Annotated in this window: 10 protein-coding genes and 1 CRISPR repeat array; of the genes, 5 read left to right on the top strand and 5 right to left on the bottom strand. The window is 61.9% G+C overall.

Features of this window, described 5'->3' with window-relative positions; all coding sequences use genetic code 11:
- Positions 1–73 precede the first annotated feature (73 nt).
- The 3 genes from H0921_RS07695 (at position 74) to H0921_RS07685 (ending at position 3,935) form a co-directional block, all read left to right on the top strand.
- A complete protein-coding gene (locus H0921_RS07695; protein ID WP_194537479.1) occupies positions 74–952 on the top strand; it encodes a DUF1828 domain-containing protein in 879 nt (292 codons plus the stop codon).
- Positions 953–1,272: 320 nt separating this feature from the next.
- Positions 1,273–2,016, top strand: a complete 744-nt coding sequence (locus H0921_RS07690) for a DUF5131 family protein (protein ID WP_194537478.1) — start codon at positions 1,273–1,275, stop codon at positions 2,014–2,016.
- Between the two features lie 308 nt (positions 2,017–2,324).
- The gene (locus H0921_RS07685; protein WP_194537477.1) at positions 2,325–3,935 is read left to right on the top strand and encodes a hypothetical protein; all 1,611 of its coding nucleotides are present in this window, start codon (positions 2,325–2,327) and stop codon (positions 3,933–3,935) included.
- 120 nt (positions 3,936–4,055) lie between these two features.
- Here the strand turns inward: H0921_RS07685 and H0921_RS07680 are convergent, their stop codons facing one another.
- From H0921_RS07680 to H0921_RS07665, 4 genes are all read right to left on the bottom strand, one after another.
- Positions 4,056–5,816, bottom strand: coding sequence for an amidohydrolase (locus H0921_RS07680; RefSeq protein ID WP_228499211.1), 1,761 nt, complete (start codon positions 5,814–5,816; stop codon positions 4,056–4,058).
- Between the two features lie 114 nt (positions 5,817–5,930).
- Entirely contained in the window at positions 5,931–6,971 is a 1,041-nt protein-coding gene (locus tag H0921_RS18155; protein ID WP_194537476.1) for a DUF4328 domain-containing protein, read from the bottom strand.
- Positions 6,972–7,203: 232 nt separating this feature from the next.
- Complete coding sequence (locus H0921_RS07670) at positions 7,204–8,187, bottom strand: hypothetical protein (protein ID WP_194537475.1); 984 nt, start codon at positions 8,185–8,187, stop codon at positions 7,204–7,206.
- A 315-nt stretch (positions 8,188–8,502) separates the two neighbouring features.
- Positions 8,503–10,408: direct repeats of the CRISPR family, unit length 36 nt; unit sequence GTTTCAAACGCCTTTCGGCATCACTGCATGTGAAAG.
- Between the two features lie 345 nt (positions 10,409–10,753).
- Positions 10,754–12,184, bottom strand: coding sequence for an MATE family efflux transporter (locus tag H0921_RS07665; protein WP_194537474.1), 1,431 nt, complete (start codon positions 12,182–12,184; stop codon positions 10,754–10,756).
- A gap of 386 nt (positions 12,185–12,570) precedes the next feature.
- Between H0921_RS07665 and H0921_RS07660 the strand changes: the two genes are divergently transcribed.
- Complete coding sequence (locus tag H0921_RS07660; RefSeq protein WP_194537473.1) at positions 12,571–12,846, top strand: TM2 domain-containing protein; 276 nt, start codon at positions 12,571–12,573, stop codon at positions 12,844–12,846.
- 523 nt (positions 12,847–13,369) lie between these two features.
- On the opposite strand, the gene H0921_RS07655 is transcribed toward H0921_RS07660, so the two are convergent.
- Positions 13,370–13,957, bottom strand: coding sequence for a hypothetical protein (locus H0921_RS07655; RefSeq protein ID WP_194537472.1), 588 nt, complete (start codon positions 13,955–13,957; stop codon positions 13,370–13,372).
- Between the two features lie 1,048 nt (positions 13,958–15,005).
- Between H0921_RS07655 and H0921_RS07650 the strand changes: the two genes are divergently transcribed.
- Entirely contained in the window at positions 15,006–15,974 is a 969-nt protein-coding gene (locus tag H0921_RS07650; protein ID WP_194537471.1) for an exosortase/archaeosortase family protein, read from the top strand.
- Positions 15,975–15,991 lie beyond the last annotated feature (17 nt).

Here is a 15,991-nt window from a genome sequence, read left to right as displayed (position 1 = left end):
CTATCTCCCCTGGCCGCCAGGCTGCCCGACGCCACAATACCTGGGTGTATCTCCCAGTCAGGCGATAGATAGAATGAGCGAAGAGCTAATGCCAACGACATTCTGCGGGCAACGGCACTCTTCAGGCGGGGCCAAGCTGGCAGCCGGACCTCTTCTCATGATGGCTCCGTCCTTTTGCGAAGACTTGCGTCAAGGCTTGGGAGCGCTCTTTGTTTGCTCTCCCCAAGGGCGATATCTGAGAATCCGCACGCCTTATCTGTACCCGGACGGCGATGTCATCGATCTGTTCTGCCACCAGGAAGCAGTGGGACCACTCCCAGGGGAAGAGCTGACGATTACCGACCTCGGCGAGACGATACGCTGGCTCCGCCTGCAAACCCTCTCTCCGAAACGATCCGCTAAGCAGCGAGCGCTCATCGAAGACATCTGCCTGACCCACGGGGTGGAGTTCTACAAGGGGATGCTGCAAGCGCGGTGTCGGCCCGGTGAGTCTGTGGCAGCGGTGGTCCTCCGCGTGGCCCAGGCCGCTATACGTGTCGCGGACCTGTGGTTGGCCTTCCGCACCCGCTCGGTGGAATCCGTCAAGGACGAGGTAGCCGATTGGCTGACGAAGCACCAGTTCCCATTCGAGCGGGAGAAGAAACTCGCGGGCCGTTCTGGGCGGACTTGGGTCGTGGACTTCCATGTGCGCGTTCCTGCTCGCAGTTCCCTGGTGTACGTCCTGAGCACAGGAAGCCGAGCCGCGGCACGGTCCATCGCGGAGCACGTCCTAGCTGCCTGGTATGACTTAAACCATCTGACCGTCGGACCGGAAGCCCTGCAATGCGTTTCGTTGTTCGACGACACGCTCGATGTGTGGAATCCCGAAGATTTCCGCCTGGTGGAGAGCCTCTCCACCGTCGTGAAGTGGTCCGATCCGGCAGAGTTTCAGAAGGCTTTGCTCGCCGCCTAGTGCTCTGGTGCATCGGCTTCCCCGCAGCACATCACGGGCCGGGCAATCTCCCCCATGCCGCGCCAGCGGTGACCGAGACGGTAGAACCGCTCCCAATGGTCCATGACATCCTAAAGTCACAGATGACGAAAGCCCCGCTCCCCACGACAAGACCGCTTCCCGAACCAGACCGGCGGGAGGCGGAGGTCGGGGAGAATCGGCCCAGCAAGGGGAAGAGTGGGACGCAACGTGAAGTCACCGTGCCGTACCGGGAATGGAAAGCGACGTGAAGTCGCCGTGCCGCAGGGGCGGACCACGAGTGGCAGTGTTGGAGACAGGCGATGGCGACGAAATCGAGCATCGAATGGACCGAGATGACCTGGAACCCCGTGACCGGCTGCACCAAGGTGAGCGAGGGGTGCCGCCACTGCTACGCCGAGCGCCTGGCCCAGCGCCTGCAAGCGATGGGTAATCCCCGCTACGCCCGGGGCTTTGCGGTGACACTTCACGAGGAGCTGCTCGACCTGCCGCGCCGCTGGCACCGAGGCCGCCGCATCTTCGTCAACTCCATGAGCGACCTGTTCCACGAACAGGTGCCGGAGGAGTTCATCCGCCGAGTCTTCGACACCATGGCGGCCTGCCCGCAGCACATCTTCCAGGTGCTGACCAAGCGCAGCCAGAGATTGCGGGAGCTGGCGCCGCGGCTGCCCTGGCCGAAACATGTCTGGATGGGGGTAAGCGTGGAGGATGAGCGCGTGCTGGGCCGCATCGCAGACTTGCGGCAGGTGCCGGCGGCGGTGCGGTTTCTCTCCTGCGAGCCGCTCTTGGGGCCGCTGGATCACCTTCCCCTCGATGGGATCGCCTGGGTCATCGTGGGCGGGGAGTCAGGGCCGGGAGCACGGCCGATGCTGCCGGAGTGGGTGGAGTCGATCCTGACCCAGTGCCGCCGAGCGGGCGTGGCGTTTTTCTTCAAGCAGTGGGGCGGCGTGCGCAAGGACTTGACCGGACGCCTCCTCCACGGCCGCACCTACGACGAACTGCCGCCCATCGCGGCAAGCCGGGGGACGGAACGCCCGGACGCCTAGCGGCGGACCCGGTCACGTTTAGCGCCAGACCGAGGGGAGGCGCGTGGTTCGGTACTGCTTTCCACCTTTTCCAGAAGAGCAAGCGGAAGTTGATCCCGCGGCAGTGGAGCGTTGCAGTGTCATCATCCAGGGGGGCGAATGGACCATGCCGTTCCCGATGGGGCGTTCCCGGCTTGCGGTTTTTTTGTTTGGACCAAAATCTCTCCATGAGGTATCTTTTTGGGAACAAAAAAGATTTGGGGAACGTCGGACCGGATAAGCGAAGCATGATCACAAACTGTAGCTAGCTACTGAAAATTGCCGACTCTATGGCCACGGCGACAATCACCTGTGCGTTTTGCCACAAGCCGATGGGAGTGTTGGAGCACCAGCGGGGGCGCGTGGTGCGGTGTCCGCACTGCCGCCAGATGGTGGTGGTGCCGAAGGAGGAGGGAGGCGGTACGGCGGGTGCGACCGGGGCCGCGGGGGCGGTTTCACCGCCAGGGAGCGGGGGAGCGGACGGTGGGCTTTCGGCGGGGTCGGCTCCGGTGTCGTCTTCTCCTCCGGTGGTGTCGTCTTCTTCTCCTGGGCTGGAGGAGCTAGCGTCCGAAGCGCCGACGGTGGTGCAGAGCGTGTCGCCGCCGCTGCCGTTTTCCCGGCCCGCCTCCGGTGGGGAAGACGCTGCCAGCATTCTGAGTGAAGCCGCGCCGACCGATTCGCTCTTCGACTGTGGAGATGAGTTGCCGCGCCCGATTTTGCCAGTGATGGAGGAGGGGAAGGGCGCCGCGGCACGCCCGGCTGGTCCGGAGCGTCCGTCGGTGACTCCGCAGACGCCGCTGCCGCCGCCGCGTGCGCCGGTGGCTGGACCGGGGGCAGCAGGGCCGTCCCCCGCGGTTTCCCCGCCGACTCCGCCTCCCGGCACGGTTTCAGCTCCGGTGCCGCCGCTAGCTGCCGTTCCCACGCCTTCAGCTTCCGCCGTTCCGGCTGCCGCGCCCGCGCCACCGTCACCCCCCGCGTCCGCACCGACGGATGATCCGGGTCCGTTCCGTTTCGGCAACGCCGGGGATGTGCCGACGCCGCCGCTGCCCATTCCGTTGATTGTGCCGGTGGAGGTGCCGGTCGAAGCTCCGCCGTCGTCCGGGGCGGCCCGCGCGACCCCTCCGCCTCCGCGGCCCATTTCCCCCCTGGCGTTTGCCGTGCTGGCGGTCTACGCCGCTTTCGCCACCTGTGTGGCGCTCTACGGCTTGTTCTTCCGCGAGCCGCCGCTGCCTCCTGCGCATCCCTTGGCCATCCTGCCGGACACCTTTGGCGAATACGATCCGGCCAGCCGCAAAAAGATCGCCCTGCGCCTGCCTCTGACCGGCCCCTTGCCGGAGGAGCTGATCGTCCCTCTGGGCGGGGCGCTCACCGTGGGGCAGCTCCGCGTGGAGCCGCTACGGGTGGAAGAGCGGCCCCTGCGCCTGATCGCCGAATCCGCCCAGGAGAAGCGGGAGGAGGTGACAGGCCCGGCCCTGGTGCTGCATCTGAAGCTGACGAACACGTCCGACGCCTGGGTGTTCCATCCGGTGGACCCGGCCCTGGTGCGCAAGGCCAGCCAGTTGGAACAGGAGGACCGCTTCAACGGCACCCGCCTGCATGTGGGATCGGCGGTGTTCATTGGCGGGCCGCTGGAGTGGCCCTTCCGCCGGGGCGTCCGCCGCTACGAAGCCGCCCAGCAGGACCACGACCGCCCCTTACAACCCGGCGAAAGCCGCACCTTCGTCATTTGCAGTGCCGCGGACCCCACCCTCCGCCGCGCCGTCCGCAATGCCCCCGCCGACCTCCTCTGGCACGTCCACCTCCGCACCGGCATCTTCGTCTGGAAAGAGCGTGAGATTCCGGTCACGTCGATCCTCGGCGTCCGCTTCCCGGCCTCGGCCATCCGGCGCTCCCCCTCCTGACAGCGCGCCGCCACCTGAACCCCGCCGCCACCTCCACATTCCATGATGCGTTAGATCGAAGATACTCTCAGTGATTAAGTATGACAGATTCAGCTATTCGATTTGCTCTGCATATTCTGTTTAGCGCTTGACGTAAACCGTCTTACCGGCGACGACGGTGCGGAGCACCTGGGTGTGGGCGATCCGGTCCTGCTGCTGGGGGTCGAAGATGTCCCGGTCGAGGACGACGAAGTCGGCCCATTTGCCGACGGCGAGGGTGCCGCGCTCCTGTTCCGTGCCGGTGGCGTAGGCGCTGCCCCAGGTGTAAGCCCGGACGGCGTCGCGCACCCCGATGCGTTGCTGCGGGTGCCAGCCCTGGGGGTGTTTGCCGTCGAGGGTGCGCCGGTTGACAGCGGCGTCGATCCCCAACAGCGGCGAGAGGGGCACCACCGGCCAGTCCGAACCGAAGGCCAGGATCGCCCCAGCCTCCAAGAGCGAGCGGAAGGCGTAGGAGCGGGCACAGCGCCGCGCCCCGATGCGGCTTTCCGCCCAGCGGCCATCGTCGATCGCATGGTACGGTTGCATCGAAGCGATGACACCCAACTGGCGGAAGCGCCCATAGTCCGCTTCGCGCAGGTGCTGGGCATGTTCGATGCGGAAGCGCCGTTCCCGGCTCGGCTGCGCCCGCTGAATCTGCTCGTAAATGTCCAGCAGTACCGAGTTGGCTTCGTCCCCGATGGCATGGACGCACACCGGCAGGCCGGCGGCATCCGCCCCGCGAATCCACGCCCGCAGCGTCTCCACCGGCGTCACATACACCCCGCGGTTGCCCCCCTGGTTCTCGTAGGGTTCCCACATCCGCGCCGTACTGCTGCCCAGCGAGCCATCGACAAACCCTTTCACCCCGCCGATCCGCAGCCAGGGACTGCCGAACCAGCCGGCCAGACCCAGCTCCGCCAGTTCCCGGTAGCGCCCCAGGGGCCAGCGCAGGTGAATGCGGCAGGTCAAGCGCCCTTCGCGTTCCAGGTTTTGCAGGACGCGCAGCAGCCGCCGACGCGTCTGCGGGGCGCTGCCGTCCATGTCGTCCACGCCGGTCACGCCCACTGCCGCCGCATGTGCCAACGCCGCCCGCACCGCCTCCGCGATCTCCTCGTCCGTCGGCTCCGGGATCACCCGCTCCACCAACGCCATCGCATTGTCCCGCAGGATGCCCGTCGGTTCCCCCTGCGCATCCCGGTCGATCACGCCGCCCTCCACCTCCGCCGTGGCTTTGGTGATCCCCGCCGCCCGCAGCGCCGCCCGGTTCGCCACCCCCATGTGCCCGTCATAGCGCCGCAAAAACACCGGCCGATCCTTCACGTACTTGTCCAGCAGTTCCGCCGTCGGCAAGCGCCCCCCGAAGGTCCGCTCGTGGTCCCAGTTTCCCCCCAGCAGCCAGCGGTCCCGCGGCGTCTTGCGGTCAAACTCTTGCAACCGCCGGCCGAACTCCGCCTCGTCCCGCGCCTCCCGCAGGTCGACCCGCGCCAACTGCAACCCCCCGCCCAGAAAATGCACATGGGCATCGATGAACCCCGGCACCACCCGCCGACCCTCCAGCTCCACGACTTCCGTGCTCGGTCCGATCCACCGCTTCGCCTCCGCTTCCGCTCCCAGCCAGATGATCCGCCCGCGCCACACCGCCAGGGCCGACGCCTCCGGCTGGGCTGCCTCCCCCGTCCACATCCGACCCCCGCGATACACCACCTCCGCCTCCATCGACTGACCCACCGCTGTCATCGCCTCTTCCTCCGCTGCTCCCTTCGCCCTCGCCGCCGCTCCGCCTTCCCATCCGGCTAGCGGCAGACCTCCCCCCAGCACCCCCCACGCGAGCACCACCCCCAGCACCCCAGCACTCTGCCGCATGCTAGCTCCCTCCTGCCCCGCTTCGGACTTCGACAACCGCTGACAAAACCATGCCACGCACCAGAGACGCACCCGGAACGAAGCCAGCGCTGCCCAACGCACCGCCCCCCGCCCTCAGTTCTTCATGATGAGGTCTGTCACCAGAACGACTATCCCCACGGAGAGATAGAGGGTCGCCAGCCCGCCCATGATGATGCCGAAGATCGCCCGCCCCATGCCGCGCTTCTCCGGATGCCGCCGCAGGTCCCGCACCGCCATGATCCCCGCCCAGAGTGCCAGCGGACCGGGCAGAATCCACAGCGAAAACAAGCCCAGATACCCCGCCGCAATCGCCCACCCGGACCGCCCCACCGGCAATATCCAGCGCATAGCAGGATCGTCCGGCGTCCGCCCTTCCTCCTCCGCGGCCAGTTCCGCGCCCGCTGCTGCCCCTTCGCCTTCCTCCGCCAGCTCCGCCGCATAAACCGGCCCCCCCTCCGCCTCCGCCTCCATCTGCCGCTGATGCTTCTCCTCCTGCCACCGCTGCAACGTGGCCACCATGCCGATCGCCACAAACCCCAGAGCAACACAGAGCAAATCGCAGAGGATGTGCAGGCTGTCCGCAATCTGCATCTGCCGCGGTGTGGGTTCCTTCTGACCAAGTGACATACGGATGACAATCTGCCCCGCCACGTTGCCGACAATCCACAAGGCCCACCAGAAGGCCACCAGCGACGGCACCGGTGCTTGCCGCCAATTCCGCGGCCCATAGTCCGGATGCGAGGCCCGGAACGTCTCCCGCATCACCTGAAACGGCCGGAACAGATTGGCTATCGGCACAAAATACCACCCCACCGCCCAACCCGGTGTGTACTGCATCCCTTCCGCACCCAGAGCATGAGCATTCGCATGGACCCGATACGCCCAACTGAGAAACACAATGGCCGTGACCACATGCTCCAGCAGCGTCGCAATCCCCAACTGGAAGAGCCGCTCATCGTTCGCTACCAGCTCCTCCTTCGGCGGCGGCACCCCGTCGATGATCTGCTGGAGCAGGACGATCTCGTCCCACGTGAACCAGACGCTCACCGCATTGCCGACCACGTACAAAACCAGAAACAGCAGCAACAAAGTGCTCAGACCCTGTGCTGAGCGATACTCGTACCTGCGGCTCATGACACTGCCTCCTCACCCCGCTTGCCGAGGATGCATCCAGGACCGCTGGTGGTGCGTGGGGAATGATCTGGAAAATGTCCCACCCTATCCTAACGTGCTGGCCGGGGGTTGTCGAGAAGAAGGAAGGCAGCCGATCCGCCTCGTTTGGCGGACGATCTGGACCTTTTGACTCATTCGCTCTTTCCCATCAATCGGCTGCCTGCCGCCGTTCGCGGCTCAGCGGAGATGCCTTTCACAGCAGCGACTTGTTCGGCGGGGGGATGTCTTCCTTCGACTCCGGCTCTGTCTCCTCTTCGGTCGGCTCCTCCTCAGGAAAGAGCTGGGGTTGGGGGAGGTGCTGATGAAACTCTTTCCAATTGATCAATTTCTTTTCGACCAAATTGCGAAATCTTTGGTTGATCATGGCCTGATGAATGATCATTTGCTGACTATCTTCCTCATTCATTTCATCTTCCGAGGCAAAGGCGAGATTTGTATCTTCCGAGGCGGAGACGAGCGGCGGCGAGGGGGAGGCGGTCTCCGATGGATCGACATGGAACGCCTTGTGCAACAACTTGATGTAATCGACCCCGGCGTCGACTCTGTCCTCCGGCAGGGGGATTTCGAGCAATTTGTCCCGGAGTTGTTCCAAAAGAAAACGCAATTCCACTTCGTAGGCCGAGGGCTTGGGGGAGGACTCGTCTTCCTCCTCGGCGTCGGGGTCGTCGGCGGGGGCTGGCTGCTGCCGCGCCTTCTGCCGGAGTTTCTGAAGGCGTTTCTGAAGATCGAGGATGCTTTGCAAAAGCCCGTTGAGCGGCTCGGTTGAGTCCGCGAGCCGCTTCATCTTGTTATAAACCAATTCGAGTTGAATCAGAGCATGGTACAGCAGACTGCGGTGGGCAGCCAAAATTTCCGGCAGCGTTTGCTCGGAGAAGTAGTGAAGACAATTCTCGGTCGAGTAAAAACAGCCGGTGGTGTCGGTCGAACCGGATTCGACAATGACGCGCTCTTCTCCGTCCACCTTGCAGATTTCGCTTCGCTCGTAGGGAGCAAAAATCGGAATCATGATGATCCCGTCGAGGTTCGGCAGGATGTGCCCCGCGGCCTTGACAAACTTCTCGGCCAGGATGTCGAAGACGACGAGATCGACGAGCGACGGATGAAGGTAATTGTAAATTTTCAAGTAACCCTCGAAATACTCGTCTTCAAAGTTGCTTTTGTTTTCTGTCTGGCTCATGGCAGTGGTCCGATATTCTGGGGTGTCACAGGAGGTAACAGCACACCTATTTGAGTCTATCTCATTCTCTTCCGCATTTCCATTGCAAACGCCTTACGGCATCAGGGGATGTGAAGGGGCTGGCCCTCACCCCTTTTTCCCCTCTTCCGAAGCTTCGGGAGAGAGGCTGGCTTCCCACGCCTTTCGGCATCATATGAAAAGAGGTCCGTTCCACCTCGAAGGTTCGGCCTATTCGCCCGTTTCAAACGCCTTGCGGCATCAGGGGCTGGCCCTCACCCCTTTTTCCCCTCTTCCGAAGCTTCGGGAGAGAGGCTGGCTTCCCACGCCTTTCGCCATCACTGCATGGGAAAGTCCTTTGTCACCCGGATTTCCGGGCATGGACGTACGAGTTTCAAACGCCTTTCGGCATCACTGCATGTGAAAGAGATGCCGAACCTGGAGGTTCTGATCTTGGACCAAAAGTTTCAAACGCCTTTCGGCATCACTGCATGTGAAAGGAAGCTCAACGGCAGAGTATTGTCAGAAGACGAAGTGTTTCAAACGCCTTTCGGCATCACTGCATGTGAAAGGTAGTTCCGAGAAGAGGCTCATTTTCCGGGTCTATGTTTCAAACGCCTTTCGGCATCACTGCATGTGAAAGTCCGGCTGGCGGTACCTATATCGTCATCGGTGGCCGCGAAGTTTCAAACGCCTTTCGGCATCACTGCATGTGAAAGAGGAGGAAGACAGATGGAGGTGTTCCTGTTAGTGGTTTCAAACGCCTTTCGGCATCACTGCATGTGAAAGGGGGACGTTAGGCGAGTTGTTTGAGGAGGATGTTGTTTCAAACGCCTTTCGGCATCACTGCATGTGAAAGGCGGTTCTATGGAACAATTCTTCCCAACAATAAACTAGTTTCAAACGCCTTTCGGCATCACTGCATGTGAAAGAGAAATTGGGTTCTGTACACCTGACTGTACTATTGTTTCAAACGCCTTTCGGCATCACTGCATGTGAAAGCTATACCTCGACTGGGGTGGGGCAACCGCAAAACTGTTTCAAACGCCTTTCGGCATCACTGCATGTGAAAGTTAGTGCCGGAGTAGGTGCCAGTGCGGTGTCATCTGGTTTCAAACGCCTTTCGGCATCACTGCATGTGAAAGACGAGTTGGGCGACGGGGGGTCGTCCTGGTCCGAGTTTCAAACGCCTTTCGGCATCACTGCATGTGAAAGTATCCTTGTCGGAGAACATTATAGCCCTGTCCTGGAGTTTCAAACGCCTTTCGGCATCACTGCATGTGAAAGTTAGAAATCAGAAAGCACGTCTGGTGCTCTCCCCCGAAGTTTCAAACGCCTTTCGGCATCACTGCATGTGAAAGGCATCAAGAGTTGTTTTGATGCCAGGATTGGGCACGTTTCAAACGCCTTTCGGCATCACTGCATGTTTAAGACTCCGCCTACTGGGTTTACCGGAACGCTCAAGGAGTTTCAAACGCCTTTCGGCATCACTGCATGTTTAAGGTTTAATTCTCGTGATACAGCACCTAATTGGACGATGTTTCAAACGCCTTTCGGCATCACTGCATGTTTAAGGCCGCAGCGGAAACCGCAGCGAATCTCGCGGCCGTCTTGGTTTCAAACGCCTTTCGGCATCACTGCATGTTTAAGGTTAATTCCGTCAGCCGACAGCGAAATCTGCTCCACGTTTCAAACGCCTTTCGGCATCACTGCATGTTTAAGCAACGCGTATTCGAGTCCACATCTCTATAACGTGACGTTTCAAACGCCTTTCGGCATCACTGCATGTTTAAGGGTCGATTGATTGCCATCAGCCGCAGCGACATCATGTTTCAAACGCCTTTCGGCATCACTGCATGTTTAAGTGGATCTCCTCCGTGCTTCTTCGATAAGAATCGTCCTGTTTCAAACGCCTTTCGGCATCACTGCATGTTTAAGCCAAAACGGAGGGCAAGCTATGCGCTGGGAAAACTGGTTTCAAACGCCTTTCGGCATCACTGCATGTTTAAGCCTGCCACGCCTTCTGCCGGTCAATGAGCAGCTGACGTTTCAAACGCCTTTCGGCATCACTGCATGTTTAAGGGTAGTAGTGCCATCGCTTCTCTCCTTTCTCTTAGGTTTCAAACGCCTTTCGGCATCACTGCATGTTTAAGACGAAAGACCTCTTCCTAGCCGCCGTGCAGGAGTAGTTTCAAACGCCTTTCGGCATCACTGCATGTTTAAGAGCTGGCTCTCGCCGCCCTAGGAATCATAGCCTTTCCTCGACCTCTTTTCAAGCACCCCCCCAAAAAATTTTCCGATTTTTTTCGGCCACCCCCTTTTGAGGAAAGATCAGTAACGCATAGTATTGGGACACAAGGGTTTGCGATTAATCAAGCACGTCCACGCTAGTGGATTCGGAGTAAGTGGATGTTAGACAGGGATTTACGTCGAAATTGAGGCGAGGTCAAAGTTGAACGCGGAGGTGCTTGAATGTCTGTTGGTTTGAATGTTGTGGGTCAATTCCGCATAGAAAGAGCGAATGGTGGGAAACGGCGAATGGGAAATGGCGGGGGGAAGGGAGCGGGGCTCACCGTCGCGGCGCTTCTGGTCCCGGTTCGATGACCCGCATTTGTTTCCACAGTCCGGCGGCGAAGCGTGCCCAGAGGCAGAGGGCCATCAGGATGATGTAGAGGGTGGCGCTGGCCCAGGCGGCGTAGAGGGGTTCCCCCAGTCCTTTCTGTTGCCACTGTTGGCTCTGGAGGACGATGGAGGCGGTGGGCAGCACCATGACCGGCCAGGCCAAGCCGAAGGTCACCCCGGCGACGAAGCGGGTATCCCCCGCGCCGCGCAAGGCCGAGGCGAAGGTGACGTTGCCCGCGTCAGCCAGGGAGTAGAGGGCGACGCCGAGGAGGAGTCCGGGCACCAGTTGGGCCGCTTCCGCGAAGCGTGCCGCCTCGGCTGGCTCCGGGGGCGTAAAGGCCGCCACCAGGAGCTGGGGGCAGGTGACGTAGAGGGTGGCGATCAGCCCCATGTAGGCCAGCATCCAGCGCAGGCCGAGCCAGACGACTGCTTCCGCCTCCTGGGGTTGGTTGGCCCCCAGGCGTTGGCCCACGACGATGCCGACGGCTTGGCCCAGTCCGAGCATGGGGAGAAAGGCGAGCATGTTCAGGGTGACGGCGATGCTGGTGGCGGTCATGGCGGCCACGCCGAGCCGACCCACCAGCAGGGTGAAGAGGGTGAAGGCCAGGGCCTCCAGAAACATCTGCACGCCGGCGGGAACGCCGTAGCGCAGCAGGCGCCGGAACAAGTCCCCCTCGACCTGCCAGCAGCGTCCCGTTCCGAAGCGCTGCCGCTCCGCCTTGCGCAGCATCCAGGCCAGCCCCACCCCCGCCGACACCCACGCCCCGACCACCGTGGACACGCCCGCCCCGGCGATCCCCATCTCCGCAAAACCCCAGCGGCCGAAGATCAGCACCCACCCCAACACGGCGTTCACCACTGTCCCCGCCAGGTCCATTCCCAGCACCACCCAGGTCCGTCCCAAGCCGGAAAAATAGCCGCTCACCGCCGCCACCACGAGCATCGGCAGCGCCGCATAGCTCAAATACCGCAAGTACACCCGCTCCAGCTCCCACACGTCCTCCTCGGCCGCCCCCCACCAGGCCGCGGCCTCCAACACCGGCTCCAGCAGCGGAAACACCAGACCCCCAAGCAGCGCCAGAGACAACCCCTGCCCGACCGCGATACCAACCCGCTCCGGCCGCCCCGCACCCCAATACTGGGCCACAAAGGTGGTCACATACCCCACCGTTCCCTGGCCCAAACCCAAGGCTAGCCAAAAGATCATCATCGCCGGGAACGCCGCCGCCACCTCCCGCGGATCATGCCGCGACAGGAGCACTCGATCCACCGTCACCTGAAGGGTGGCAAAACTCTGGCTCAGGACCAGCGGCAAGGCCAACGCCCCCAACTCCCGCGCCCCCGCCCGGCCCCGATCCGCCCCATCCTGCACCTTCATACTCTCCTCCTCGTTTCTCCACGCAAACGCCGCCAAGCCACCCCGCCGCTCCCCCCATCCCTCGGATTGTACGCCCCTTCCTCCCCTCCCGTCATTCAACCCTGCACCTCAAAACGACGAAAAAAAACCTTCTTACCTTGACAGCATTAATCAAGCCGTTAGAGTTACAATCAATTCAGCACTTGCAGATGGGCCGCTTCCTCCAGAGGGAGAACTTCCTCCAGAGGGAGAACCGCTTCCAAAAGGGAAAGCGGGCGGGAGGACCTCCCGGTCCGGTCGCTGCACTGGTGCACCGGGGACGGACGGACCGTCTCCTTCTCTTGTGACCCGCAGGAAGAGTTTTCAGCACCGTCGAACTCAAACCTAACCCTCGGTTTGAAACGCCCATGTCCTCCGACGAATCTTACAAGGCTTTTGTTAGCAAAAAGGTTGCTGCAGGTGTTTGCGGCATCTTTCTGGGAGCATACGGTATTCACAAGTTTATCCTCGGTTTGACAAGACCGGGGCTTATCATGCTTCTGGTCAGCTTGCTTACGTGTGTGTGTGGACCTGGTGCATGGGTGATGGCAATCATCGGACTGATAGAAGGAATCATCTACCTATCCAAAAGCGACGAAGAATTTTATCAACTCTACTACATCGAGAAGAAAGAATGGTTCTGATACGCTCTTTCGTGCACTGACCTGAAAATGTTCCAACCCATGTAAACTCGTTGAGGAGTGACTGGAGAAATGCCGCTCTTCAGAGACAACGAATTGTGGCTTCTCGTCACCTTACCTGTAAAACTAACCTGGCGGTGGATACGGGGCACGGAGCTGGAAAAGCACACTGCGATGAGGTACCATAGTCATCCGGCAGCATCACGCTTCCGGTCGGGGTGTGGCCGCCCTTGTGGGAGGCATCGAAATCGAGGTGGAATGATCGGCACCTCCCAAGTCTTACCCTAGCAAGTCGTGGACACCAAATCCCGCGGACCAGAGAACGGGGACCCATCACCGGAAAGCACCCCCCTGAAACGGGGCTGATCCTGCCGTTCGCTGCCCTTCCTCTCAAAAACCCCGTGAAAAATCCCTCGTGTTCTGCGGGTTTGGAACAATTTTCCCTTTTCGGAAAATTTTTCCTTGACTTCGGACAAAATAGGGTGCATAGTTACATCAGATCAGATGTATAGTAAAAGTGACGAAGTCAAATGGAGGCAAAGCCATGACCGCCCGCCGAAACCCACCGCCGAACCTCCCGCCCGACGCGGTCATCCGCGAGTGGCTCCCCGTCCACCTCCTCGAAGAAGCCGACGCCGCCCCAACCGCCGCCGACCTGTATGCTGAAAGCCAACCCCTTGACCCCGCCCGCGCTTCCCGCCCCGCCGCCACCGCTTCCCCTACCGCACGCCCAGCTTCCCACCCTTTCCCCAACGATGCCGACTCCGACAAAAACAGCCAAACCTGGGAGGACGACCATTTCTCCACGGAGGACGGCGAAAATCCCCCGGAAAACTGGGACGATGGCTATGACGAGGACGACGATGGCTGCGGCACTGATCACCCGGGCCACGAGGACATGACGTGTCACTGTCATTGCCATTGCTCTTGCGATGGCTATTGCCATTGCAACGGTCACTGTCCCTGCTCCGCGGACGACCCAGACGGCTGGGAATACGCTGGGGATGACGCGGATGCCTGCCGCGGCTGTTGCCATCCCGCCGGGAACGATGCCGAGGATGGCGACTGCTGCCACGGTTGCGACGGCGACGAGGCGGAATGCAGTCGGTGTCATAGTGAACACTCATGCGATAGTGACGAAAATTGTCAAATCAACTGGGACGATGCCGAGGATGGCGACTGCTGCCACGGCTGCGACGGCGACGAGGCGGAATGCGGTTGCTGTTATAGTGAACACTCATGCGATAGTAACGAATATTGTCAAATCGGCTGGGGTGATGCCGAGGAGGAAGCCGAGGGGTGCGACCGGCGTTCGCCGTTCCGCTCTCGCTGTCGTCAAGCCATCCGCTCACTGCACCGCCGGGGTCGCAAGCGTTCCCGCCGTCTGGCCCGCACCCTTCGTCTAGCCCTGATGGTCAAGCTCCTGTCCCTGCTGCGCCAGAAACTCCGCCGGAAGAAGCGCCGCCGCCGCTCGCGTTCCCCCGCCGTCCTGGCCCGCAAGCGCCATCAGGCCCAGCTCCGCTGGCTCGCCCGCGTCTCCGCCTTCCTGCGCCGCCTCGAACGCCAGGAGCGGAAGGAGAACCGGGAATCCGCCGCTGACGGTGACCTGTCATCTTCCTCTCCGTCCCAGAGTCAGGCTGACCATGCCGCCGCAGAGCCGCCGCCGTCAGAGTCCGCTGCGGGGACCATCCCCCGGTCGAATCCAGCATCTCCCGATGATCCGAGCCAATCCGATGATTCAGTCTGTGAAGTTTTTGATCTGACTCAACGTTGGAAAAATCATTCTCTAAAATTAGGTTCTCTTAGTTTCAATCTTTGTTCTGATGACTTATTGCCCTGGCAGGAGAAGCTATCCGGTGGTGTCGGCTGGGTGGGGGAGGCGCAGGAGTCGGCCCAATCCGGCGTGCGGGCTTCATCGGGTCATGTCGTCCACGGGAATGTTGCCCCGACAAAGGGAGCGGCGGGAGTGCCAGGGGACGGGGAAGAAGAGGGTGAGAAAGAGGCGGGAAATGGCGGGGATGGGCCGGGGAAGAGCCAAGGCGAAAAATTGGGCTTGATTCGCAATGGCGGAATGTGTGAGGATGGCTCGCCGCTTGGACCGGCGGAGGTCCGAGGGTGTGAGGGACCGGCCGAGGTCCGCGAGAGGGCGAGCAGGGCCAGCGATGGCGGAGAGTCAGCCAGCACAGAGCAGAGCAGCGGAGAGCGTGGGGCAGCGGTGGGTGCCCCTGGTGGGGCTGTTGGCCCTGGTGGTGTGGGGGCATGCGCCGTTGCTGGCGATTTTGGCGGAGCGGTGGTGGCACGATCCGCAGTATTCGCACGGTCCGCTGGTGCCGTTGTTTTCGCTGTATCTGCTGTGGCGGCAGCGGGAGGAAGCGGAGGCGTGGTGGGGTCCGCCGCGTTGGGGTGCGGCGTTGGGTCTGTTGGTGGCGGTGCTGCTGCTGCGGGCGGTGGCGGGGCGGCTGCTGTTCCATCAGCTCGACGCGGTGGCGTTGCAATTGTCGTTGGCGGCGGTGGTGCTGGGCTGCGGGGGCTGGTGTTTGCTGCGGCGGAGTGCGGCGGCGATCGGCTTTTTGATTTTCATGGTGCCGTTGCCTTACGAACTCGAGCGGAACGTGGGGGAGCCGTTGAAGGTGGCGGCGACGGTGGGGAGCACCTTTTTGCTGCAAACGCTGGGTCAACCGGCCCTGCGCGATGGGCACATCATCCTCATGGGCGAGGTGCGGCTGGGGGTGGTCGATGCGTGCAGCGGGCTGAAGATGCTCGTGACGTTTGCGGCGTTTTCGGTGGGGGCGGTGCTTTTGCTGCGGCGCAGCCGATTCGAGAAGCTAATGGTGTTGCTGGGGATCATTCCGATCGCGATTGTGTCGAACATTGTGCGGATCACGGCGACGGGGCTGAGCCACGTGTATGTGCGCGATCCCCGCCTGCTCGATTTTCTTCACGATTTCCACGGCTGGCTGATGATGCCGATTGGGCTGGGCTTGCTGGCCCTGGAGCTGTGGGTCCTGCGGAACCTGGTGGTCGAGGAGACGGCCGAGTATCTGCGCGAACCCTTGTTGCCGACGGGTCTTCGGCCCCTGGCCAGCGGTGGAACGGCGGGCAAGCACGGCTCGGAGACAAGCGGGGAGTGACTCCCCTGGCACCTGGC

Origin of the sequence: Thermogemmata fonticola, assembly GCF_013694095.1 — a bacterium.
Taxonomy (GTDB): Bacteria; Planctomycetota; Planctomycetia; order Gemmatales; family Gemmataceae; genus Thermogemmata; species Thermogemmata fonticola.
This window is presented reverse-complemented; position numbering and strand designations above follow the sequence as displayed.